Source organism: Mycobacterium sp. NGS29 (genome assembly GCF_059812965.1).
The window spans coordinates 60,322-83,835 of the sequence record NZ_JCALDR010000005.1 but is presented as its reverse complement, the minus strand read 5'-3'; the positions used below and the strand labels follow the sequence as shown (position 1 = coordinate 83,835).

Here is a 23,514-nt window from a genome sequence, read left to right as displayed (position 1 = left end):
CATCGATGGCAGCAGCTTATGCGCACCCGGCGACTCATGTGGGCGTTCGGCGAAATCCGCGGCAGCTGCTCGAGCCGCTCGATATTTGCTCAGCTAACTCACGCGACTGGAGGTGGTGCTGGGCAGGCCGATCACCGGAGCGGCCTTGTGCAGACATTCCGCCCACTCGGCGGCGGGTACAGAATCGGCGGTTATCCCGCCGCCGACACCGAGGACGGCCTGACCCTCAGCATCGAATTCGACGGTGCGGATCGCGACATTCAACTCGCAACCGGCCACCGGAGATATCAAACCAATTGTGCCGCAGTATATTCCGCGCCGATGATGTTCCCACTGTGAAATGAGTTGGCGGGCACGGATTTTAGGAGTACCGGTAACCGATGCCGGGGGAAAAGCGGCGTCCAGCAGCGCTGCGGTCGGCAGCTCGGGTTGCACCCGCGCCGAGACCGTGGAAACCAGATGCCATACGCCCGGCGCGCGCCTGACCACCAACAACTCCGGAACAGTGACAGTGCCGGTAATCGCTACCCGGCCAAGGTCATTACGGACCAGGTCCACGATCATGATGTTCTCGGCCACTTCCTTGGGGGATGCCCGCAGTGCCGACGGCCAGGCGTCCAGCGGCAGGGTGCCCTTGATCGGACTGGACGTCACGAACTCACCCCTACGGCGCAGGAACAGCTCGGGAGACAGCGAGGCCACCGCACCCCACCGTCCGGCGAGATAGGCGGCCCGGGACGGGGCGGTGCGGGCGATACCGTCGGCGAAGAAATCCAGCGACGAACCGCGCACCGTCCCGGTGAACTGAGTGCAGACGCACGCCTGGTAGACCTCGCCGGCGCGTATCGCATCCAAACACGCCAGCACACCTTTGTAGTGTGCTGCCCGGTCTGCGGCATCCCATTCGATCTGGCACATTGGTGCCGTTCTTGCTGCCGGGGCCGCCAAGGAGTCGGCCAGCCAATCCGGCATCGCGGCACCCGAGAGGCTCTCGTACCACCACACCCCGGCGGGGTCGCGGCGCAGTACGCAGTCGGTCCAGCCACCGGCCGCCTCGGGAATCCGGTGTGGCCGCCCGTCCGCGCCGGGATCGGGGTAGGACAGGTAGCCGATCCAGCCGCCCCCCACGGCACTGAGCTGCGATGACACCGCACCCGCAGTCCCGGCGAACGCGTCGCGCACGGCGACTGGCCGCACTGCGACGCTGGGGGCGATCACGGCCAGCGCGCCGAACCACTCGCCGGTCAGCGCCGCCGGCGGCGGCAGGCCCAGGCGCACCGTGGCACGGCCGACCGCGCGCAGCACCTGCGGTGCGCCGCCCAGATCGCCGAGACGCTCGATTCGCACCGCCCTAGCTTGACAGAACGGCGGATTTCCGCACGCCAGGGTGGTATCAGCGCCGACTGATCTGTCGCGGGTTGCCCAGGGCCACCAATTTCTCCGGGTTGCGCATCGCATAGAAGTTGGTGATCTTGTCCCCGACGATCTCCACGGTGATCACACCCTGCAGTTGACCGCCCAGGTACAGCACCACGGCCGGGGCGCTGTTGCAGGTGACGGTCTGCACCTGCAGTTGCGCCTGCGTCTTGCGCAGCAGACCGATAATCGCCTTGGCCACCTTCTCGGCACCCGCGATGGGTTTGCGGGCTGCAGTGGCCTTGCCGCCGCCGTCGGCCATCCAGACCGCGTCCGGCGCGAGCATTTCCAGCAGCGCCGCCACGTTGCCGTCGGCCGCTGTGGTGAGGAACTGCCGGGTGATCTGCGCGTTGCGCTCCGGGTCGACGTCGCCGAACCGTTTGCGCCGCGCCTGGACGTGTTCCCGCGCCCGGTGCGCGATCTGGCGCACGGTCGGCGTGGGTCTGCCGACTGCGCCGGCAATCTCGGCGTAGTCGAAGCCGAACACCTCGCGCAGCACGAACACCGCGCGCTCGTCCGGGCTCAGTGTCTCCAACAGCACCAACATGGCCATCGAAACCGATTCCGCCAGAACGACATCGGCCGCCGCATCCTGGTCGTCGAGCAGCAGCGGTTCGGGCAGCCAGGGTCCGACGTACTCCTCCCGACGCCGGGCCTGGGCCCGCAATGCGTTGAGTGACTGGCGGGTGACCAGCTGGGCCAGGTAGGACTTGGTGTCGCGGACCGTCGCCAGGTCCACCTCCGCCCAGCGCAGGTAGCTGTCCTGCAGCACGTCGTCGGCTTCGGTTGCCGCACCCAAGATCTCGTAGGCGATGGTGAACAGCAGCGGGTGCAGCAGGGTGAATCGTTCTGCGTGCCCGCCGCTGTCCTTCGGCGGCTGCGTCAACGGACCGCGACCTGCTCGTCACGGGTCAGCTGCGCGGGTCGGCGACCACCCTTGAGCCAGCGGTACCAGCCGGGCTTGGCGCTCTCCTTGCGCAGGCCCCACACCGTGCCCTTGCAGACCACCTCTTTGATCGACGCGGCCAGCCGGCCACCGATGTAGAACCTGATCGGGGTGTCGTCGGTGCGGGCCAGCTGAATGGTGCCGTAGCGGCGCCCGACGCTGACGCACTGCCCGGTGAAGGCCTGGTTCAGCGCGGCCGGCGCGGTCCCGGCGATGCGAGCCAGCACGGTGTTGGCGGCTTGGGCGGCCAGCGGGATCGCCGCCTGGCAGCTCATCCGCAGCGGCTGGTTGGACGGTGCGGCAGCGTCCCCGGCGGCCACGATGCGCTGGTCGGTGATGCTGGTCAGCGTTTCGTCGGTGAGCAGACGGCCCAGCGTGTCGGTGCGCAGACCGCTGCGGGTGGCCAGGTCCGGCACGCCGAATCCGGCCGTCCACACCGTCACCGCGCTGGGCGCGATCGTCCCGTCACCGAACACCACCGAATTCCACCGCACCTCGCTGACGGTGGCGGACTCGAGCACGGTGACACCCAGCTTGCGCAGGTGCCGCGCCACCGAACGCCGGCCCGGGCCACTCAACGACGGACCCAGGATGCCCCCGCAGGCCAGGGTCACCGGAAATCCCCGCTCGGCGAGTTCGCCGGCCGCCTCGATACCGGTCAAGCCGCCGCCGACCACGGTCACAGTGGCGGTGTCGGGCAGGTCGGCCAGCGCGTAGTGCAGTCGTTGCGCGTCTTCCAGTTCAGCGAGGCTGTAGGCGTACTCGGCCGCGCCGGGCACCGCGACCGGAGTGGCGCCGGTGCTGCCGACCGCATAGATCAGGTAGTCATATTCCAGCGCGCCCCCCGAGGCCAGCGACACCCGCCGCGCGGGTGCGTCGATGTGCTCGGCGCTGTCGACGACCAGACGGATGCCGCCGCCCAGCAGGGTGCCGTAGTCGACGGTGGCGGTGCCGCTCCCGGCGGCCAGTTGGTGCAGGCGGATCCGCTCCACGAATTGCGGACGGGGGTTGACCAGGGTGATGTCAACGTCGGCGCGCAGCCGAAGGTGGTTGGCGGCCATCGTCCCGGCGTAGCCACCGCCGATCACGACGACGCGCGTGCGGGCGCCGGACGGTTCGAACATTTCAGACATCGTTGTCTCCGTTTCTGGTGCGGGGTTATGTACTGGAGACACCGCAGCCCGCCAAAGCGTGACAACGGCGGCCGGCTTTGTGAGCTGTCTCACGTTCGCCGACCGGGAGTCCGGCCCGCGGGCGGGCAGGGTGACCAATATTTCAGCGGCCGGATCGGGGCCGCGTGCTAATCTCAGATGACTGACAAACCATCCGTGACCTGCGCCGGTCCGGGTACTTTCCCAGGCAACCAGGCCGATTGAGAGCCATCCGAAGGGCTGCTTCGATTTTCGTCGGCAGGCATCGGGAAGCCGCGGCCCGCGGAGACTGCCGCTCACTGGGTTAGTCGCCCATACTGGGTGCAGTCGTTCGACACGTGCCCAGACGGAGGACCCGGTGCCGCGCAGCTTGGACCTCGTGGTCACCTCCGTAGCTACCCAGCTCATGGAGGCGACAGCGTCGACCGCTACGCAGGTCAGCGAGAAGGTCCTGGCCCAGCTCGTCGAGCAGTTCGACGTCGACGCCAGTTTCCTGCGTCACCACGACCACGACATCCGTGCCTCGGTGCTGGTCGCGGAATGGCCGCCACGTACCGACGTTCCAGACCCGGACCCGCAGGCGGTGGTGCACTTCACCAGCGCCGATCCGGTACTCGCGCAGTGTGAGCACGGCCGCAAGCCGGTGGTGATCCGGCCCGACCAGAGCAACCGGACCCTGCCGCGCTGGGTCGGCGGCGCCAAGCACACGGCTTCGCCGTCGGTAGCTGCTGCACCGCTGGTCTCGGGGGACAAGACCACCGGGGTGCTGGGTTTCGTCAAATTCGGCGCCCGGAAATGGAAGCAAGAGGAAATCAACACCCTCGAGGCGGTGGCGGCGCTGTTCGCCCAGCTGCAGGCCCGGATCGCCGCCGAGGAGAAGCTGCGTTACCTCGCCGAGCATGACGACCTGACCGGGTTGTACAACCGTCGGGCGCTGGTGGCGCACCTGTCCGACCGGCTGGCCAGCGGCAATCCCGGTCCCGTTGCAGTGCTCTACATGGACCTGGACCGGTTGAAGTCGATCAACGACTACCTCGGCCACACCGCCGGCGACTGGTTCATCCGCGTCTTCGCCCAGCGGCTGCGGGTGTGCGCCGGAAGTCAGAGCATGATTGCCCGACTGGGCGGCGACGAATTCGTCGTCATCCCCGACCAGACCATGTCCAGTGGCGCGGCCGAATCCTTCGCCCGCCGGCTCGGCACCATGCTGCGCGAACGGCTGTCGATCGGCGGCCACCAGATCACCCGCACGGTCAGCATCGGGCTGGCGGTTGGCATGCCGGGCCGCGACAACAGCACCGACCTGCTGCGCCGGGCCGACGAGGCGGTGCTGACGGCCAAACGGGCCGGCGGTAACCAGGTCGCCCTGTCCACCGACGACATGTCGCTCAAGAGCGCTTTCCGCAACGACATCGAACTGCACCTGCAGGGCGACATCGACAGTGAAGCCCTGCTGCTGCACTACCTACCCGAGGTCGACCTGTGGACCGGCGCCATCGTGGCAGCCGAAGCGCTGGTGCGCTGGCGGCACCCGATCTGGGGTCTGTTGCTGCCGGATTCGTTCATCGGCGTCGCCGAATCCACCAATCTCGCCGGTGAACTCGGCCGCTGGGTGATGCGCAGCGCCTGCGCCGAATTCAGCCGCTGGCGGTCCAACGGGGTGGGGCAGAGCGCGATCCTGCGCATCAACGTCTCGCCCGTGCAACTGATCACCCGCGGCTTTGTCCGCACCGTCGCCGATACCATCGAAGAGTTCGGCATCGACGGGGGCTCGGTGTGCCTCGAGATCACCGAGCGTGCGGTGGTGCACGACATCGAAGCGACCCGCAAGACGCTGCACGAGCTCAAAGAGGTCGGTGTGCAGATCGCGATCGACGACTTCGGCACCGGCTACGCGGTGCTGTCGCATTTGAAGTCGCTGCCCGTGGACATGCTCAAGATCGATACCGGCTTCGTCCGCGACCTCGGCACCAACGCCGGTGACCTGGCGATCGTGCGCGCCATCATCGGTCTGGCCGAGGCGTTCGGGCTGCAACTGGTCGCCGAGGGAGTCGAAACCCCGGCTGCCGCACTGACTTTGATGCAACACGGATGCCACCGGGCGCAGGGATTCCTGTTGTCGCGCCCCGTTCCGGGCGACGCCATGGAGGCGTTGCTGTCCGCGCGCTGGATGCCGATGCCGTTCCTCGCCGACCGCGAGGCGCTCACGCTCGGCGCAATCTGACCCAAGCAGAGAATGGTTCGAACAATCAGAAAATTCACGTTAATCGCTGTCGCGTGCGTGACCGTCGTGGTCGCCGGCACGGCTCTGTTGATCGGCGGATGCGGTCGCAACCACACCGATCCCGGTCCGTTGACGGCGATGGTGAGTCCGGCCATCCCGGCGGCCGCCCAGGAAATATCCAACCCGTTGCGCGGCCAGTACGAGAACCTGCTGGAACCGCTGTTTCCGCAGGGGGATACCGCGCAGCAACGGTATCCGGCGTGGCCCGCGTCCTTCGACGCCAGCCTGCGGGTGACCTGGCGCCAGCTGCAACCGGTCGACCCGGCCACGCTGCCGCCGGACGCGCCGGATGAGCTGAGGTTCGACTTCAGCGTCATCGACGACGCGTTGAACAAGCTGGCCGAACGCCACATGCGGCTGACGCTGCGGGTCCAGGCCTACAACTCCTGCTGCAACGTCACCTATCCGAACAACACCAATATCGAGATTCCCGACTGGGAACGCGCCAAGTCGACCACCAGCATCAGCTACAACGGACCGGCCACCGGGCCGGCGGCCGGGGTGACGCAGGTGGTGCCGAACTTCAACGACCCCACCTACCTCCACGATTTCGGGCAGTTGCTGGCCGCGCTCGGCCGACGCTACGACAACGACGAACGGCTCAGCGTCTTCGAGTTCTCCGGTTACGGGGACTTCAGCGAAAACCACATCTCGTTCTTGAAGGAGGCGCTGAACGCGCCGGGTCCGGCGCCGCAGGACAGTGAACGTCTGCTGGGGTATTACAGCCAGTACGGCGACCAGAACATCACCAAGGCGTCCATCACCGAGCTGGTGGCGGCCAACGTCAATGCCTTCCCGCACACCCAGCTGGTTGCCACGCCGAACAACCCGGAGATCATGCGGCAGCTGTTGGCCGACGATGTCACCAGGAAACTGGTCGCGCCGGTCGGTGTCCGGTCGGACTGCCTCGGCGTCTACGCGCCGCTACCCACCTGGGCCGAATCCTCGTCGCACTATGCGCAGACCCAGGATCCGCTGGTCCAACAGCTCACCGAACGCCTCGCGAAGGCGCCGGTGATCACCGAGTGGTGTCAGCTGCCGAACGGGATCAACCCGCAGCAGTACTACGAGAAGGGTCTGCGCGACGTGATTCGCTATCACGTGTCGATGACGTCGAGCACCAACTTCCCGGACCAGGACGCGACCTCGCCGATGGATCCCAATCTGTATGTCCTGTGGGCACAGGCCAACGCCGTTGCCGGGTACCGCTATTCGGCGGAAGCCCGGCCAGGTTCGCAGTCGCTGCAGGACAAGGTCGCCTCGATCTCGGTCAACTGGACCAACTTCGGTGCTGCCGCGGCGACCGAGAAGTGGACCGTGAGCTACCGGGTGGTCGACTTCGCCGGACAGACGGTACGGACCCTGCCCGGCACCGTAGACCTCAGAACCCTGGTGCCCGACGCGTCCGGCGACCGCAATGTCGACCAACCACCGCCGGCGTCGGCGACCGAGACGGTGAAAGTCGACCTCAAAGGTCTGCCGCCGGGCCACTACACGGTGCGCGCCGCCGTCGAGTGGCAACAGCACAAGCCCAACGGCTCGCATGCGGTGACCTATCCGCCCATGCGGCTGGCGCGCGACGGCCGCGACGACTCCGGCTTCTATCCGATAGCCACCCTCGATGTGCCCCGTGCGACGCTGGCAACCCCGGCCGCGTCGTGACCGAAAAGTGCCGCTACTTGCGGCGGCGGCCCTGCGGCCGGTATGCAGACAGAACTGACGCTATTCAGGCGGCGTCCGCTCAGGAGGTTTAGTGGGGGATGGATTTCCGTACCTTTGTTCGGACTCTCCTGCTGCATTGGAAGCTCTTCACGGGCGCGGTGCTGGCGTGTTTGGCTGGGGCAGCGGCCATTACGGTCCTGCAGACCAAGAGTTATGAGTCCACGGCCACCGTCTTGGTGTCGTTCTCGGGTGAGACGGATCTGATGCAGGTGTACCAGGGCACGCAGGCCGCGCAGGAACGATTGTCGTCGTATGCGGCGATCGCCGGCGGGCACGCGGTGGCCGAACGTGCGGTGGCGCAGTTCCACCTCCCGATCAGCCCGGACGACCTGGCCAACCAGACCAAGGTGGCGTTCACGCCGAAGTCCACCCTGTTCACCATCACCGTCACCGACACCGATCCCAATCGGGCCGCGAAGCTGGCCAAGGCCGTCGCCGACGAGTTCACCCTGATGGTCGGCACGCTGGGCGGCAGTCCGAAGGCGCCGGGCGCGCCGGCGAGCACCGCTACGTCGCAGCCCCCGTCGCCGACGCCGTCGGCTCCGCCTATCGACGGCGAGCAACCCACCCCGACACCACCCACCGAGACGACGACGACGTCGGAAACAGCGACGACGCCAACGAACCCGAACGGTACGGTGCTGCCGGTGGCCCGTGCGACGGTCATCGAACAGCCCGGGGTGCCGGACAAGCCGTCCAAGCCGGTACCGGTGCGCAACATGGCGATGGGTCTGGTGGCTGGTCTGTTGTTGGGCACCGGGGTGGCGCTGACCCGCGAGGCCGCCGACCGCACGGTGCGCGACCGCGCGAAGCTGGAGAACCTCACCGGTCTGCCGACGCTGGCCGAGTTGCCCGGACACCGGGGCAACGCACCACGATTCGGCACCGACATCTCGTTCGACGACGCGGTGCGCGGCCTGCGGGCGCGGCTGCTGCGGGCGATGGGACCCGGCGCCAACCGGGTGCTGCTGACCGCGCCCTTCGGCGGCGAGGGGACCACGACGACCGCGATCAACCTGTCCCGGGCCTTCGCCGAACTCGGTGAGGACGTGCTGCTGATCGAAGGCGACACCCGGCGACCGGTGATCGCGCCGCTGCTGAAAGTCGAATCGGGGGAGGGACTGTCCAACGCGCTGTCCAACCCCGAGATCGCCACCGAGGCCACCAAGCCGACGTCGATTCCCAAGCTGTTCGTGCTGGCGGCGCGCTCGGTGCGCCGCGAAACCCTGCCCATCAGCGCGTATCTGCCCGAGGTGTTGGACACGGTGCTCAAGGATGTCGCGAAGACGTTCGAGCGGACGGTTGTCGACGGCCCGGCGGTGCTGGCGACAGCCGACTCCGGTCTGCTCGGCGGCGCGGTGGATGCCACGGTGCTGGTGGCCCGGGCCGGGCGCACCACCGAGGACGAGCTGTCCGACGCGCTGACCGCACTGCGGGCGGCCGGTGCCAACGTGGTGGGCACGGTGCTGACCGACGCCCGGATCGCCCGGCACACCCGGGCGGCCACCCGCACCTACCGCGCCAAGGTCAGTGGCCCGGCGTGATTCTCTACCTGCGGAGTCGTCATCGCCTGGCGGTGGCCGCCGTGGTGTTGACGGTGTTTCTGCTGGGCTGCTTCGTTTACGGCGCACTGTCGGTGCGCAACACCACGCAAGGCATCATGCTGGTGGGGTTGACGTTCTTCCTGATCGTCTATTGGGCCAAACCGGAATTGATGATCGGGTTGGCCCTGTTTCTGGACTTCGCGGCGCTGCCGCAAGGCCTGCACGTCGGCAAAGTTGTTGGGCCCGTGTCGATTTACGCCTCGCACGTGGTGCTGATTCTGGCGATCTGCTTCGTGCTGCCCGTGGTGCGGCTGCGCATGTCCGAGTACCTGTTGCCGGGGATGTTTGCGCTGACAGTGATCTACTTTGCCGCGGTTGGGTTTTCGACCGGACACAATCCCGCGATCGTGGTGCGCGAAGCGACTTTCCTGTTCGAGATGATCGCGGGTTTTGTGCTGGCGCTGGTGATCGTGTACGGCGACTACATCCTGCTCTCGATCCACGCGATGGCGTTCACGCTGTGGTTTTCAGCGGGAATGGCGTTGCTCGCTTCGTCGGGCGGTATCCGACTGGCGGGCCGGACCGAGAGTCTGCAGGCCGACACCGGCGACGCCGCCAACCGGGTGATCACCAACAGCCTGATACCGGCCATCGCCGTGCTCACCGCGCTGGTCGCCGCGCAGATCGCCGGGCGGGTGAAGCCGATCGCCTACCTCGCGCTCGGTCTTCCGGCACTGGTCATCGCCGTTCTTGCGTTCTCCCGCAACACAATACTGTCGGTGGGCGTCGCCGCCATCGTCGCGTTCTTCGCCAGCATGGGCTGGTCTGCGGTGCGCCGGGCCGCGCGGCTGGCGCTCACCGGGGCTGGAATTCTGGCGGTGACGATTCCCGGTGCGCTGTTCCTGCTGGGCGATTCGTCGGCGGGGGTGTGGCTGGCCCACCAGATCACCGGCTTCAGTCACCGGGTGCTGGGTCGATCGACCGGCGCCGCACTGACCGCCGACCCGTCGACGCTGGCCAGATTCGCCGAGGACCGACATCTGAACGAGGAGATCGCGGCGGCGCCGGTGTTCGGCCACGGGCTCGGTTATGCCTATCAGTTGCCGTTCGGGGGCGGTGACGATCCCAACGAATTCACCGAGACGCTGGGCACCACGTATGCGCACAATTTCTACCTGTGGTGGCTGGCCAAGTCCGGTGCGGTGGGGATGACGGCGTTCGCCGTGTTCGCGCTGACCCCTTTGGTACGGGCGCTGCGCAGCGCGTCGGTGCCGGCGAAGATCAGCGCGGCGACAGCCACCGGCCTGTTGGTGATGTCCATCATCGATCCGTTGCCAGAGGACCCGGCCAACTCGATGACGTTGGGTCTGGCGCTGGGTGCGGCGTTGGCGTTCGCCAAGGTCGGCCGGCGATCAGCCAAATACGCTGAAGCGCAGGAATTTGCAGCTGATGTGCCGGCTGACCCCGCACCGGCGGCACAGGCGGCCCGGTGACGGCGAAGCGGCCGGCGCTGCGGGTTTTGGTGGTGGGTCCGGCGCCGGCGCAGGCGGCCAGCCGTGGCGGCATGGCCACGGTGATCACCCTGATGGCTGCGCACCCCGATGACCGCGTCCGGATCACCGTGGTGCCCACCTACATCGAGGGTTCCTTCTGGTACCGGCGCTGGGTCGGTCTGTCCGGAATGCTGCGCGCCACCTGGCTGCTGCTGCGGGATCGGGCCGACGTTCTGCACATCCACCTCGCGCACGGCGGCAGCGTGGTGCGCAAGGCGTTGCCGTTGGCGGCGGCGCGGCTGGCCAAGGTGCCCACCGTGGTGCACGCGCACAGCTACGACTTCGGCGGCTGGTTCGACGGGTTGCCGCCGTGGGCGCAGTGGGTGGTTCGGCGGGTGCTGGTGGCCGACCAGTGGTTGGTGTTGGGCACCCGGCACGTCCAGGAATACGCCGACCGACTGCGGTTAGCCGACGACCGGATCCAGGTGCTCAACAACGCCGTGCCGATTCCGCACCGCCCGGTTGCTCAATCGAATGTCGAAGCGGTACATGCGGTTTCGCTGGGCAGGCTGGGTGTGCGCAAGGGCAGCTATGACCTGATCGACGCCGTCGCCGCCCTCGATCCCGAAATTCGCGGCCGGCTACGGTTGACGCTGGCCGGCGACGGTGAGGTGGACCAGGCACGCGCGGCGGTGGCGACGGCCGGCGTCGCGGACACGATTCATGTTGCGGGATGGGTGGATCCAGCGGCCAGGGACGAATTGCTCGGCGCCGCACACATCTTCGTGCTGCCGAGTTACGACGAGGGTTTACCGATGGCGTTGCTGGAGGCGATGGCCTACGGCCTGGCGCCGGTGACGACGTTGGTGGGCAGCATCGGCGAGGCGATTACCGACCGGGTGAATGGTCTGGTGGTCGAGCCCGGCCGTCCCGACCAGATCGCAGCTGCACTGACCGAACTACTCAAGGACGATGCGCTGCGTGCCGAGCTCGGCGCAGCGGCCCGCGACCGGGCCGGGGACTTCGGCCTGGACCGCTGGTATCGGCGGCTGGATCAGGTGTGGGCGGATGTGCGTGCCACCGCCGGGGAAGGTGAGACATTGTCAGCGAAAGACCGCTTGCTGCACAGCAGCGCCGCCAATTGGGCGGCGAAGTTCGTGACGGTGCGCAACGTGGGCCGGGTGCTGGGCCGGACCGCGATGGCGACGGCGACCGAGGCGTTGTGGCGCCGCCGGTCGACCCAGGATCTGGCCATGGTCGTGGCAGATCACTTCTCGCCCAGCGGCGCAACCGTGGTCGACGTCGGCGCCAGCTGGGGGCTGTTCACCTATCACCTGGCTCGCCGGGTCGGAAAGTCCGGTCAGGTCTACAGTTTCGAGCCGCACCCGGACAACGCGCCGATGTTGCGCAAGCTCGACCGGGCGCTGCCCTACGTCCACTTCAACCAGGCCGCGGTTTCCGACGAGCCCGGCACCGCGCAACTGTTGGTGCCCGCGCGGCACAACCGGCAGGTGACGGCGCAGGGCAGCCTCGCGCACGGGTTCGACGGGCAGGGGGTGGACGTCCGCAAGATCGACGTGCCCCTGGTTCGCCTCGACGACGTGTTGACCGACGTTGCCGTCGACTTCGTCAAGATCGATGTCGAAGGACACGAGATGTCCGTTCTGCGTGGGGGTTCGGCGATGTTCCGGCGCTGCCGGCCGACCATCCTGATCGAGATCGAGCAGCGGCACCTGTCGGTGCCCATCGCGGAGGTCTTCCGGCTGATCGAGGATCTCGGTTACCACCTGTTCTACGTCCGCGACACCGCGCTGCGGCCGATCGCTGATTTCGACGTGGCGCGCGACCAGGTGTCGATGGTGGATTCGGGTGAGTTCCATCCCTTCGCCATGCCGAAGGGGTACGTGCATGACTTCTGCGCGGTCTCATCGCCGGAGTTGGTGTCGGCGTTTGTGCGCTGAACTTACTGAGCCAGATGGCTTGTCCCACGCGTCACGTCTGTAACTCCAGGGGCGCGGTGATGTCTTCTGAATTGTGGTGGCGCATCTGCTATCACCTGGCGTCCGGGGTGCGGTGGCCGCTGATGTGTTAGACGCATTCCGGTGCCGTTCGGTTCCGTCTATCTTGAGCGAATGATGTTCTGGCGCAATCGTTTATCGCTCATCTGGTTGTCGGTGGTGGTTCGTAGAATCATTGGCATGGCAACGAGTTCGCGCGATGAGATCGTGGCGGTCTTCGACGCGCTCGATGCTGGGTTGGATCGGTTGTGCGGGTTGCCGTTTGAGGTGTTGACCACCCCGGAGCGGCTGCGGGCCTTGCAGCGACTGGAACAGATGGCGCGCCGGTTACGGGTCCCGCAGCACCCGTTGATCAATCAGCTCGGCGCCCAGGCCGACAAAACCGAGTTGGGTGGCACGTTGTGTGAGGCGCTGGCCACCCGGTTGGGCATCACCAAACCCTGCGCCGCCCGCCGCATCGCCGAGGCCGCGGATCTGGGCCCACGCCGCGCGTTGACCGGACAACCCCTGGAGCCGGTGCTGACCGCGACCGCAGCCGGCCAGCGCGCCGGGCACATCGGCGACGGGCAGATCACCGTGATCCGCGACTTCTTCAAACATCTGCCCGCGGCGGTCGATGCGTTGACCCGCGAGGCCGCCGAAGCCGACCTGGCCGACAAAGCCACCTGGCAACGCCCCGATGAGCTCGCCGGCTACGCCCGCCAAATCATGAACTGCCTCAACCCCGACGGGGAATTCACCGACGAAGAACGCACCCGATCGCGCGGGATCACCCTAGGTGCCCAGCAGCGTGACGGCATGTCCACGATCAGCGGGCTGATCACCCCCGAACTACGCGCAGCGATCGAAGCACTGTGGGCCAAACTGGCCGCCCCCGGCATGGCCAACCCCGCCGACCAAGCCCCGCTCATCGACGGTGAACCCGACCCCGGGGTCGCCGGTGCCGACCGGCGCAGCACCGCCCAGCGTCAGCACGACGCCACGCTGGCCGCCCTGCGCGCGCTGTTCGCCTCCGGGGACCTGGGCACCCACCGCGGGCTGCCGGTCACCATCATCGTCACCACCACCCTGCAAGACCTCGAAGCCGGTACCGGCACAGGGCGCACCAGCGGCGCCACCCTGCTCCCGATCACCGATGTCATCCGCATGGCCAGCCACGCCCACCACTACCTGGCCCTATTCGACAGAGCCAAACCCCTAGCGCTGTACCACACCCAACGCCTGGCCAACCCCGCCCAACGCATCATGCTGCACGCCAAAGACCGCGGCTGCACCAAACCCGGCTGCGACGCCCCCGCCTACCACAGCGAAGTCCACCACATCACCGGCTGGACCAAAACCCAGCGCACCGACATCACCGACCTCACCCTGGCCTGCGGCACCCACAACCGCCTGGCCGAACACGGCTGGACCACCCGCACCAACACCCGCGGCCACACCGAATGGCTCCCCCCACCCCACCAAGACCACGGCCAACCCAGAACCAACACCTACCACCACCCCGAAAAACTCCTCAACCCCGAACACGACGACGAACCCGCTTGACGGGTGATCAGCCTCGTGCCGAGCTGCGCGCGTGGCCCCGGCCCACCCGGTCACCTGGTGCTCGACGCACATCGTCGATCACTTCGAGAAGTCGGCCGGCGGCCCGGTCGACGGCGAAACGGCGAGCATAGTGCTGCGCCGCCACCGCACCCTGCCGCGCTGCGGTGTCCGGGTCGGCGAGCATGTCGAAAGTGGCTGCCAGACCGGCGATGTCGTCGACCCCGACCGGGGGGCAGTCCGACGGCTGGTATTCGGGCAGGCCGCCCATCGTGGATACGATCGGCATCACCCCCAACTGCATGGAGAGCACCTGCACCCCGCTCTGCGAGGCACGCCGGTAGTGCGCGACCGACCCCTTCGCGGCCGCGAGGGTGCCCACCATATCGGCGTAGCGGTACCGACCCGAGCGCCACCGGGTGTGCGGCGGCAGGTACGCGGCGTCTACCGACCCATCTCCGATCAGCACCAGATCATCTCCGCGCCAACAGCTTCCGTCGACATGCCGCTGCCAGGCCGCCAACACCACGTCGAGGTTCTTGTACGGGTTGAGCCGGCCGATCATCACGAAATCACGGCGCTGGTCGGGACCGGCCCGCGGCGGAACGAGACCGGGGTCGAGGTCACTGGTGAGCGGGACGACGCGCACGGACGTGCCCGCCACGTCGCGCCGGCCAACTATCCCGGCTGCCACGTAGTCGCTGTAGGCGATGGTGGCCGCGGAGTGAGCGCCCCACCGATCGAACACCGCCAGTTCGTAGGAGGGCCGCTGCTCGGCGGCATCGTGTGGTCGGTCGTCGTGCACGAGTTGGATTCGCGGGACCCGTCCGGCCAACGCTATCCAGCGCGGATCGCGAACCAGTTCGGTGATCACGATGTCGGGACGGTAGTCGCGGATACGGCGCCAGGCGGTATAAGTGGCCGGCCAGGTCGCAGCCGTCCGAAACCGCGGGTCGAGTACCAGTTCGTAGTCGCGGGGAGCGTCAGACTCCGGATGCTGGTCGGACGTCACCAGCAGCACCTCGGCTCCGTGGCGGCTCAACGCCTCGGCCTGGACCCGCGCCAAGGGTCGCATCCAGGGTGAAAGCCACAGCACCCGGGGGGATTTCACGTTGTCACCGGTCCCGCTGCGGTCCGTTGTCCACCCACCAGCGCCCGTCGAACTGCGGGTACGTTCGCTGCAGCTCGTCATAGAGATCGGGAAGGGTCAACAGGATTCGGTCGGGGTCGGCGGCCAGCAGTTGCTCGGGGGAGATGATCTCCACATCGGTGCCCGGCAACCGGCGTCCCTGTTTGGCCGGCGATCCATCGGCAATGCCACCGATCAGGTTCCGGTTCACTTGCGCGATGCTGAACAATGCCGGCACCCGCGACCCGGCGGCATAGCCGTACACGGTGTGCCGCTGCTCGGCCTGGGCCTCCAGCCATGCGCGCAGCTGGGCGGCGTGGCTGTCGACCGCCTGCTGCAGGCCCTGCAGCACCGCCGGCTTGGTCACTCCGAATGCCTGTTCGCGCGCGAGGATGTCGTTGGCGCGCGCGTCGCGCTCGACGTGCCCGTGCACCGCGGCCACCAGGAAAGTTCCCCCGTAGAGGTCGAATTCCCACGCGGTAGCCACGCTCATGTCGACGGCGCGCAGCAGGTTCGTCACCGCCGTGAGCGAGTAATAACCGAAATGCCCGTGGCGCAACGAATTCCACTGACCCTGTTGGACCATTGCCATCAGTGACGGGAATTGCACCAATAACACCCCGCCGGGTGCGGTGACCTTGGCCCGCAGCTGGAATCCGGCCCGCTGATCGGCTTCGTGCATCACGCCGAAGGAGTCGAGCACCAGATCTGCGACTTCGGCCTCGGCGTAACCGCGCTCGGCGAGCAACGGCAACCAGGTGCCGCCGTGCGGGCTGCCGAACTCACGAACTGTGCTGCCGCGCAGCCAGCCGGCCGCCGCGACCCGCTGCACCGCGTCGGCAGCCTGGTCACGCAGCGCCTGCGGTTCGATGCCGCGGGGTTCCTCCGTCACGGTGTCGTCATCGGCGAGTTGCGCCAGGCCGCAGCAGCCGCACAGGTCCATCGCCAGCGCATGCGCTGTCTCCTGCGGGCTCACCGGCTCACCGGCGAGTGGAAAGTGGTCGGCGGCAGGCACATTCCCCAGGTCCAGCACCCGGGTCAGGTCATCCTCACCGCACCCGCGGCAGCCGCTCACCGCAGCGCGGCACTACGCGTCACATCGGTCGCCATGTGCAGGGTGGGGAGTGGGTAGACGATCTGGCCGCCCCACTCGCTGACGTAACTGAGCTGTTCGGTGATCTCGGTCTCCAGGTTCCAGGGCAGCACCAGCACCACGTCCGGGCGGTCTTTGGCGATGAGCTCGGGATCGTGAATCGGTATCCGGGTACCCGGCGTGAAATGACCGTGCTTGTAAGGGTTCCGGTCCACCGTGTACTCGAGCAGATCGGTGCGGATACCGCAGTAGTTGAGCAGCGTGTTGCCCTTACCGGGCGCGCCGTAGCCGACCACCCGCTTGCCCTCCGCGCGGCACTGAAGCAGGAAACGCAACAGGTCCTGGCGGATCTGCTCGGTGCGCCGGCGCAGTTGCAGGTACCCCTCCGGATGGTGCAACCCGGCTGCTTCCTCGATGCGCAGGATCTTGTTGACCCGGTCGGTCGGGCGGCCGGCCACCTGGATCGGCCGGGCCCAGACGCGGATGGAACCACCGTGCGTGGGGAGCAGTTCGACGTCGACGACCGCCAAACCCGCACTGGCAAGCGCGTTCTGCGCCGAGAAGACGGTGTAGTACTGGAAATGCTCGTGGTAGATCGTGTCGAACTGGCCCAGGCACACCAGGTTCAGCGCATGGTGCACCTCGATGCTCAGCCAGCCGTCGTCGGCCAGCAGTCCGCGCAGGGACTGGGTGAAGCCACGCAGATCGGGAATGTGGGCATAAACGTTGTTGGCGACCACCAGGTTCGCCGGGCCGTGTTCGGCACGCACCTTGCACGCCAGTTCCTGATCGAGGAACGCCGAGACTGTGGGCACGCCACGCTCGGTGGCCGCGGCGCCGACGTTGATCGACGGTTCGATACCCAGGCACGGGATGCCGCGGGCCACCGCGTGCTGCAGTAGATAGCCGTCGTTGCTGGCGACCTCGACCATGAACGAGTCGGGACCCAGGCCGAGACGCGTGGCCGCATCCGCCACGAATGTTTCCGCGTGCTGGACCCAGCTGTCGGAATAGGAGGAGTAGTAGGCGTACTCGGTGAAAGTTTCCTCAGGGGTGATCAGCGCCGGGATCTGCAGCAGCAGGCAGTCTTCGCACAGCCGCAGGTGCAGCGGATAGGTGGCCTCGGGCAGATCGAGTTCGTCTGCGGCAAGGATCTTTTCGCACGGCGGAGTCGCGCCCAGGTCCAGGATGCTGAGCATGCGGTCTGAGTCGCACAGGCGGCACTTCATCTGACACTCGTTTCTGTGGTTTTCGTGCTGTTGGAGGTTACGGCACCGATCGCGTCGAGGTAGGCATCGGTCATGGCCTGCACCGTGTAGTGCGTGCGCAGGCGCTCCCAGCCGCGCTGCCCGACCTCCGGCAGTGTGCCGGGATCGGTGAGGATCTGGGCCAGCTGGTCGCGCCATGCCGATACCGTGACCGGCTCGACGACGAATCCGGCCCGGCCGAAATCCAGCATCTCGGGAACCGCGCAGATGCCGGAGGCGGCCACCGGCACCCCGCGCGACATTGCTTCCAGTATCACCAGGGGAAAGGCTTCGGAGCGACTCGGCACGCACAGCAGGTCGGCGTCAGCCAGTGCCGGCCCGGGTCCGCGTGACCAGCCGCACCACTGCACCCGATCGCGTAGGGCAGCCGGGGTGCGGGACTCCAACCTCTCCCGGTCTGGCCCGTCCCCGAAAATCGAGAGTTTCCAGGGAAGTTCGGTCAGCCCACTCAGTGCCTCGATGAGCACGTGCGGATTCTTGTGTTCCACGATGCGCGACAACATCACCAGATGGGGCGGTTCGCCCGCGGCGCGGACCCGACGGGTGGGCTGCCCCGGTGCGTCGACGCCGTTGGGGGCGATGAACGGCTGTGCGCTCAGCTTGTGGTGGGGAGTGAGCATGTCCCAATGCCGTTGTGCCAACGCGATGAAACCGTCGGCGCGGCTCATCGCGGCGGTCAACGGCCGGGAGTAGATGGGCCGGTCGGTCTCCGGCGGTACGTGCGGGGCGACCAGCCAGCGCCGTTCGCGGGAAGCGGCCCGCCAGAGCGTGGCAAACCCGGTCTCGGTGTTGGTGTCGCCGCTGATCAGGACCGCCGGACCAGCGGGCAGGTCGACCATCGGCGCCCACCATGGCTGACGCACTACCCGCACGCTGTGCGGGATCTCCTTGATCAGCGGGCCGAACCGTTGCATGCACACGATCGTGACGGAATAGCCACGGCGGTCCAATTCTGCCGCCAATAACGCTTTTTGGCGCTCCGCGCCGCCGTACACCAGACGGTTGGTGGTGATCACGATGGACGGCTTGCCGGTGTTCCTGGCTGCGGTGGTGGCCAGGGTGCGGTTGCGTATCTCGCGTTTGGAGCGCTGTACCCGGTCCAACACCGATGTGGCGGCCAGGTAGACGTCGGCGTGGTGGACGCTGTCGCGCCGTTCCAGCAGCAGGGCGATGTTGGCGCGCAACAAATCCCGGTTGCGGAAGCGCTCGACGGTGGACACCTGTGCACCGTGCGCCGACGCGGAGTCGCGGGCGCCGTCGGCGGCCGCCGGGTTGCCGTGTTCGACGTCGAGTTCGTCGGCGAGCAGAACGCGCCAGCCCGCGGCACTGGCCCGTTCCTGCCAGTCGGTCTCCTCGCCGTAGAGGAAGAACTCCTCGTCGAAGCCGCCGATCTGATTCCAGGCGGCCCGATTGATCGCCAGGCAGATGCCGGCCACATAGCCTTCGATGCTGTGCGACTCCGCGGGCTGCTCGGTGTACAGGTGTGAGAGCGGGGTGCCCCGCAACCGGTCGGAGTAGCCGGCAGCGGCCACCAGGGCGCGGGTCAGGGTGCGGCGACGGGTCGCGATGTCCCAACGCTGTGGGCCGGCCGCGGCAGGGTCCTCGATCAGTGGTGAGACCGCTGCCACCCCGGGCCGGCGGAGCAATTCCCTGGTGCGCGTCAGCGGCCCGGTCAGCCGGGTGTCGGCGTTCAGCAACAGCAGATCGGTGTCTGCCGGTGTGTGCTCGACCAGGGCGTTGAAGGCAGCGCCGAAACCGAGGTTCACCGCGCCCAACACCCAGTGCACATCCGGGTGGCGGGCGGCCAGTTCCTCGCGGCCCGGGTACTCGTCGCCGCTGTTCTCGTAGACGTACACCGGCAGCTCCGGGGCATGCTCGGCCAGTCCGGCCAGGCACTGCTCCACGAGGTCATGACTCTTGTAGGTGACGATCAACGCCGAGAGCGGCCGATCGGCCTGCAGGACGGTGTCGCTCTGGGTGGGGGGTTTGAGATACGCGCGGTCCAGCTGGGTTGTCATGCGGTCACCTGTTTCCGGAAGAGTGCGGTCAACATCGACAATTTGACGGGGCCGATCGCCAGGTTGACAGCGAGGTAGGTTGCCGCGGCGGCGCCCAGCACGAGTACCACGTGCAGGCCCGAAAGCAGCAGCACCACAACGGCACTGGCCGCGGTCGGGACCAGCAGCCGCAGCAGGAAGTTGAACGGCGTGTGGTAGCCACAGTGGCGACGCAACCGCCAGCTGGCCAACACCAACCCGAACAGCTCGGTGCAGACCAGACCGATGCCGGCACCGACGGCACCGAAGCGACTGTCGAGACCGAGGTTGAGCGCAACGTTGACGAAAAGCGTTGCCACGAACACCCGGAAGAAGAATCGTTGCTCGTGGCACGCGAACAGGCCCTGGCCCAGGGTTCCGGTGACGAACCGCAATGCGGCGGCGATGAGCAGCAGTGCCAGCGTCGGCGCCCCGCGGCTGACGAATTCCCGGTCACCGAACAATTCGATCAGGGGTGCGGCCAGCAGGCTGCCGACCACGGCGACCGGCAGGGCGACGAAGCTCATCAGTTCGACGCTGCGGCGCAGGAAGTCGACGTAGGCGCTGACATCGCGGGAGTACAGCGTGGTCGCCGTCGACAGCGTCGATTTCTGGAAGAAGATCGACAACGCTTCGGTATTGAACGCGATCATGTAGGCCAGGCCGTACACGCCGACCTCGGCATGGCTGCTCAGCAACGACAGGATCACCCCGTCGGCGCGCCAGTACAGGATGCCGATCACCGCAACGCCCATCAACGGCAGGCTTTCCCGTAACAGGTCGACCGACTCGCGAACGGAGAAGATCGGGCGCAGCGCGACGTGCCGGGCTGCCGCCGTACCCTGGATCACCAGCTGGACAACTGGCGGAATGAGCTGTGCGACCGCGAACCAGACCACATCGGCGTGCGTGGCCACCAACGAGCTGACCATGGCCAGCGTGGCCAGCCGACCCACCACATCGGAGGCGGCGACCGCGGAAAAGCGCACCGTGGAAAGGAATACCGGATCGAACCGCGTCCGTACCGTCAACATCAACAGCTGTCCGGACAGCACCACCAGCATCACCCGCACGTCGGCGTCGCGATAGAGCAGCCATCCGGTGACCGCGGCCAGCATCGCCAACGGCGCGCAATAGACCAGGGACAGGCCACTATTGACGCGAACAAGTCGTTCCAGCTCACCTCGGCCGGAGGTGACGCGCCGCACGATCACGGTGGTGATACCGAGATCGGTCATGCTGGTCCACATTCCGATGAAAGCGACCGCAACCATCAGCTGGCCGTATCCGCCGGGACCCAGGTAGCGGGCGGTCATCGAAACCGACACCACCGACGCCAGCATCCCGAGCACCCGGCAGATCAGCTGAATCGAGATCGCGTGCGCGATCCGGGACTGTGGCACATCGGCCGCTGCCGGTGGCCCGGACTCCGGTGCCGCGTCGTGAATTTCACGAGCCGTCGGCTCGATCACGGTGTCGCCCTTCATCTAGTAGGCTCCGTCGCTGGCCAGGACGGCGCGCAGAGTTCGGGCGATGATCACGACATCGCCGGCCATCGACCAGTTGTCGACATAGGACAGGTCGAGTCGCACCGAGTCCTCCCAGGACAGATCGGAACGGCCACTCACCTGCCACAGGCCGGTCACCCCCGGCTTGACGAGCAGTCGCCGCTTGACCTCCCCGGCGTAGTTCTCCACTTCGCGGCGCAGCGGCGGGCGCGGGCCGACCACACTCATGTCCTGCTTGAGCACATTGATGAACTGCGGGAGCTCGTCGATGCTGAAGCGGCGCAATATCTTTCCGACGGGCGTGACTCGCGGGTCCTGATGGATCTTGAACAGCATGCCGCCGGCACCCTGGTTCAGTGGGAGCAGCTGATCGATCTGCCTGTCCGCGCCGTCGACCATGGTGCGCAACTTCAACATCGTGAAGGGGCGGCCGTCCAGACCGATCCGTTCGGCGCGGTAGAAGACAGGTCCCTTGCTGGTCAATTTGATTGCCACCGCGGCTGCCAGCAGCACCGGTGCGGTCCCCAGCAGGGCGGCCAGAGCGAAGCAGAAGTCGAACGCGCGCTTCTGCAGGCGTTGTGTCCCTTCGTATTGCGGCTTCTCCACGTGCAATAAGGGGAATCCCGCGATGGGCCGCATCGTCAGCCGCGCGCCGGCGACATCCATCACTCCGGGCGATACCACCAGGTCGACGTCCATCGTCTCCAGCCGCCACATCAGGTCGCGGATGCCGTGGACGCCGAAATGTTCGGTGCGGGTCACAGCGACGGTGTCGGCGCCGCAGTGTCCGATGGCGGTGACCGCGGCGGACTCGTCACCCAGGATCGGGATTTCCCGGCCGCCCACGGTGAGCATCTCGCCGCGTTGCGGGCCGTAACCCGGGATGCACACCCCGACAACGACGTAGCCGTCTCGCGGGTTGCGAATCAGCTCCCGGGCCAGGTGCGCCACACCGGACCGGTCACCGATCGCCAGCACCATGGTCTGGTACTGACCCTTGATCCGCATGCGCCACACGTACTTTCGCCACAGGTTGCGGCTGGCCACCAGGCCCAGCGTGCCGACCGGAAGCGCGACCGCCAGATACCCGCGGGCCAGGTCGATCTTGGCCAGCAGCGTGATGATCGCGATGATGCCGAACACCGAGAACGACGCGCTGACGATGCGTCGATACTCGTCGATTCCGGCGCCGATGATCCGCGGGGAGCGCGTGTGGAACACGGCGATCGAGGTAAGCCACAGTGCCGCGAAGACGCAGGAGAACAGCGTCATCACCGGACCCGGGTAACCCGACATGTGCGGGTCGTCACCGAACCGGAGGAACTGCGCGAGCATGATTGCCGCGCACACGATCAGCGAGTCGGTGACGCGCAACCGCGCCGAGTATCGCTGCTGCCAGCGCGGGATGGCACTCACACGCCGCGGGGGCAACGTGAGTACGGACGGCAGGCTGGTGTGCGCCGGCAGTGTGGCAGTCATGCTGGCCGCTCCCTCGGTCATGCGGGCACCGCTTCGGTTGCGGTGCCGGAGGTTTCGACGTGGGCTGGGGTGGCGACATAGTGGACGCCGGGGTAACAGATGAGCTGGGCGCGCGCGGCGCGCAGCAGCGCGATCGGTCCCTGCAACAGGTACCGGCGGGCCAGCCGCCGCGGTTCGCGGGTCAACCGGTGCAGCCACTCCAGCCCGGACCGTTGCATCCACTGCGGCGCCCGGTTGGTGGTGCCGGCCAGAAAGTCGATGGCACCGCCCGACGGCAGGAAAACCTTTGCGCCCGTGGCGTGTCCGTGCTGGTCGACCCACTGTTCCTGGCGCGGCTTGCCCAGGCTCACGATCAGGATGTCGGTGCGGGCGGCACGGATCGCCGCACACAAGGACGTTGAACGTTTTTCGATGTCGTCGGCGCCCGGCGCCCACATGCCCGAGATCACCAGTGCGGGATAGCTTTCCCGCAGCCGGGTGGCCAGCCGTTGATGCGTCTGGGCGGTGCCGCCGAAGAAGCCGACGCGGTGCCCGCCCGCTTCGGCCAGCGCCAGCACGGCGGGCAGCAGGTCTGCTCCGGTCACACGGGGCCACGGCTGTGCGGTCAGCAACTGACCCCGCCACGCGATCGGCATACCGTCGGCGAGCAGCAGCCATTCCAGTTGTCCAGCGGGAGCGGCGGCCACCGTGCGGAAATGATGCAGGTGATCGAGGTTGACCGAGCCTACCGCCAGCCCGCGGCCGGACGGCGAGTCGAGGCGCGACCCGATGATCGACAACACTTCGTCGGTTTTGCAGCGTTCGACGATGCTGCCGCTGACGACCATGCGGACGGCGGCCCGGGGGAGGGTGTCGTGCGTCATATTCGACCTAGCCCGAACGTGT

At 67.3% G+C, this 23,514-nt stretch carries 16 protein-coding genes; 6 read left to right on the top strand and 10 right to left on the bottom strand.

Annotated features, from left to right (window positions below):
* Positions 1-93 precede the first annotated feature (93 nt).
* From AC5Y5Z_RS08795 to AC5Y5Z_RS08785, 3 genes are read right to left on the bottom strand one after another with little or no spacing between them, the layout of a single operon-like run.
* A complete protein-coding gene (locus AC5Y5Z_RS08795; RefSeq protein WP_499924686.1) occupies positions 94-1,347 on the bottom strand; it encodes an aminodeoxychorismate synthase component I in 1,254 nt (417 codons plus the stop codon).
* Between the two features lie 46 nt (positions 1,348-1,393).
* On the bottom strand, positions 1,394-2,302 hold the full coding sequence (locus tag AC5Y5Z_RS08790) for an RNA polymerase sigma-70 factor (RefSeq protein WP_499924685.1): 909 nt from the start codon (positions 2,300-2,302) through the stop codon (positions 1,394-1,396).
* The gene (locus AC5Y5Z_RS08785) at positions 2,299-3,486 is read right to left on the bottom strand and encodes an NAD(P)/FAD-dependent oxidoreductase (RefSeq protein ID WP_499924952.1); all 1,188 of its coding nucleotides are present in this window, start codon (positions 3,484-3,486) and stop codon (positions 2,299-2,301) included. The genes AC5Y5Z_RS08790 and AC5Y5Z_RS08785 overlap by 4 nt, the downstream gene beginning before the upstream one ends.
* Before the next feature lie 385 nt (positions 3,487-3,871).
* On the opposite strand from AC5Y5Z_RS08785, the gene AC5Y5Z_RS08780 reads away from it, so the two are divergent.
* From AC5Y5Z_RS08780 to AC5Y5Z_RS08755, 6 genes are all read left to right on the top strand, one after another.
* Positions 3,872-5,737: a putative bifunctional diguanylate cyclase/phosphodiesterase gene (locus tag AC5Y5Z_RS08780; RefSeq protein ID WP_463827437.1), complete on the top strand. Its 1,866-nt coding sequence runs from the start codon at positions 3,872-3,874 to the stop codon at positions 5,735-5,737.
* A 138-nt stretch (positions 5,738-5,875) separates the two neighbouring features.
* Positions 5,876-7,459 carry a copper resistance CopC family protein gene (locus AC5Y5Z_RS08775; protein ID WP_499924951.1) on the top strand — a complete coding sequence of 528 codons (1,584 nt, stop codon included), beginning with the start codon at positions 5,876-5,878 and terminating at the stop codon, positions 7,457-7,459.
* A 98-nt stretch (positions 7,460-7,557) separates the two neighbouring features.
* Positions 7,558-9,063: a tyrosine-protein kinase domain-containing protein gene (locus AC5Y5Z_RS08770; protein ID WP_499924684.1), complete on the top strand. Its 1,506-nt coding sequence runs from the start codon at positions 7,558-7,560 to the stop codon at positions 9,061-9,063.
* On the top strand, positions 9,060-10,556 hold the full coding sequence (locus AC5Y5Z_RS08765; protein ID WP_499924683.1) for an O-antigen ligase family protein: 1,497 nt from the start codon (positions 9,060-9,062) through the stop codon (positions 10,554-10,556). Before AC5Y5Z_RS08770 ends, AC5Y5Z_RS08765 begins: the two co-directional genes overlap by 4 nt.
* Positions 10,553-12,517: an FkbM family methyltransferase gene (locus AC5Y5Z_RS08760; RefSeq protein WP_499924681.1), complete on the top strand. Its 1,965-nt coding sequence runs from the start codon at positions 10,553-10,555 to the stop codon at positions 12,515-12,517. Before AC5Y5Z_RS08765 ends, AC5Y5Z_RS08760 begins: the two co-directional genes overlap by 4 nt.
* A 237-nt stretch (positions 12,518-12,754) precedes the next feature.
* A complete protein-coding gene (locus AC5Y5Z_RS08755; protein WP_499924680.1) occupies positions 12,755-14,119 on the top strand; it encodes an HNH endonuclease signature motif containing protein in 1,365 nt (454 codons plus the stop codon).
* Positions 14,120-14,126: 7 nt separating this feature from the next.
* Here AC5Y5Z_RS08755 and AC5Y5Z_RS08750 read toward each other — a convergent pair whose 3' ends face one another.
* The 7 genes from AC5Y5Z_RS08750 to AC5Y5Z_RS08720 are packed head-to-tail and all read right to left on the bottom strand — an operon-like array spanning position 14,127 to position 23,492.
* Positions 14,127-15,212 (bottom strand): glycosyltransferase family 4 protein, encoded by a 1,086-nt coding sequence (locus AC5Y5Z_RS08750; RefSeq protein ID WP_499924950.1) that lies wholly within the window; start codon positions 15,210-15,212, stop codon positions 14,127-14,129.
* 19 nt (positions 15,213-15,231) lie between these two features.
* On the bottom strand, positions 15,232-16,320 hold the full coding sequence (locus AC5Y5Z_RS08745) for a transferase (RefSeq protein ID WP_499924679.1): 1,089 nt from the start codon (positions 16,318-16,320) through the stop codon (positions 15,232-15,234).
* Positions 16,317-17,567: a methyltransferase domain-containing protein gene (locus tag AC5Y5Z_RS08740; RefSeq protein ID WP_463827443.1), complete on the bottom strand. Its 1,251-nt coding sequence runs from the start codon at positions 17,565-17,567 to the stop codon at positions 16,317-16,319. Before AC5Y5Z_RS08740 ends, AC5Y5Z_RS08745 begins: the two co-directional genes overlap by 4 nt.
* Positions 17,564-19,624 (bottom strand): glycosyltransferase, encoded by a 2,061-nt coding sequence (locus AC5Y5Z_RS08735; protein ID WP_499924677.1) that lies wholly within the window; start codon positions 19,622-19,624, stop codon positions 17,564-17,566. The genes AC5Y5Z_RS08740 and AC5Y5Z_RS08735 overlap by 4 nt, the downstream gene beginning before the upstream one ends.
* Positions 19,621-21,129, bottom strand: coding sequence for a flippase (locus tag AC5Y5Z_RS08730; RefSeq protein WP_499924676.1), 1,509 nt, complete (start codon positions 21,127-21,129; stop codon positions 19,621-19,623). Before AC5Y5Z_RS08730 ends, AC5Y5Z_RS08735 begins: the two co-directional genes overlap by 4 nt.
* Entirely contained in the window at positions 21,130-22,629 is a 1,500-nt protein-coding gene (locus tag AC5Y5Z_RS08725) for a sugar transferase (RefSeq protein WP_463827446.1), read from the bottom strand.
* A gap of 17 nt (positions 22,630-22,646) precedes the next feature.
* The gene (locus AC5Y5Z_RS08720) at positions 22,647-23,492 is read right to left on the bottom strand and encodes a WecB/TagA/CpsF family glycosyltransferase (protein ID WP_499924675.1); all 846 of its coding nucleotides are present in this window, start codon (positions 23,490-23,492) and stop codon (positions 22,647-22,649) included.
* Positions 23,493-23,514: the final 22 nt, after the last annotated feature.

Coding starts and splice junctions, on each gene's coding strand:
- AC5Y5Z_RS08785 (WP_499924952.1), bottom strand. CDS start 3,486: ATGTTCGAACCGTCCGGCGCCCGCACGCGCGTCGTCGTGATCGGCGGT.
- AC5Y5Z_RS08775 (WP_499924951.1), top strand. CDS start 5,876: ATGGTGAGTCCGGCCATCCCGGCGGCCGCCCAGGAAATATCCAACCCG.
- AC5Y5Z_RS08770 (WP_499924684.1), top strand. CDS start 7,558: ATGGATTTCCGTACCTTTGTTCGGACTCTCCTGCTGCATTGGAAGCTC.
- AC5Y5Z_RS08755 (WP_499924680.1), top strand. CDS start 12,755: ATGGCAACGAGTTCGCGCGATGAGATCGTGGCGGTCTTCGACGCGCTC.
- AC5Y5Z_RS08740 (WP_463827443.1), bottom strand. CDS start 17,567: ATGAAGTGCCGCCTGTGCGACTCAGACCGCATGCTCAGCATCCTGGAC.
- AC5Y5Z_RS08735 (WP_499924677.1), bottom strand. CDS start 19,624: ATGACAACCCAGCTGGACCGCGCGTATCTCAAACCCCCCACCCAGAGC.
- AC5Y5Z_RS08730 (WP_499924676.1), bottom strand. CDS start 21,129: ATGAAGGGCGACACCGTGATCGAGCCGACGGCTCGTGAAATTCACGAC.
- AC5Y5Z_RS08725 (WP_463827446.1), bottom strand. CDS start 22,629: ATGACTGCCACACTGCCGGCGCACACCAGCCTGCCGTCCGTACTCACG.
- AC5Y5Z_RS08720 (WP_499924675.1), bottom strand. CDS start 23,492: ATGACGCACGACACCCTCCCCCGGGCCGCCGTCCGCATGGTCGTCAGC.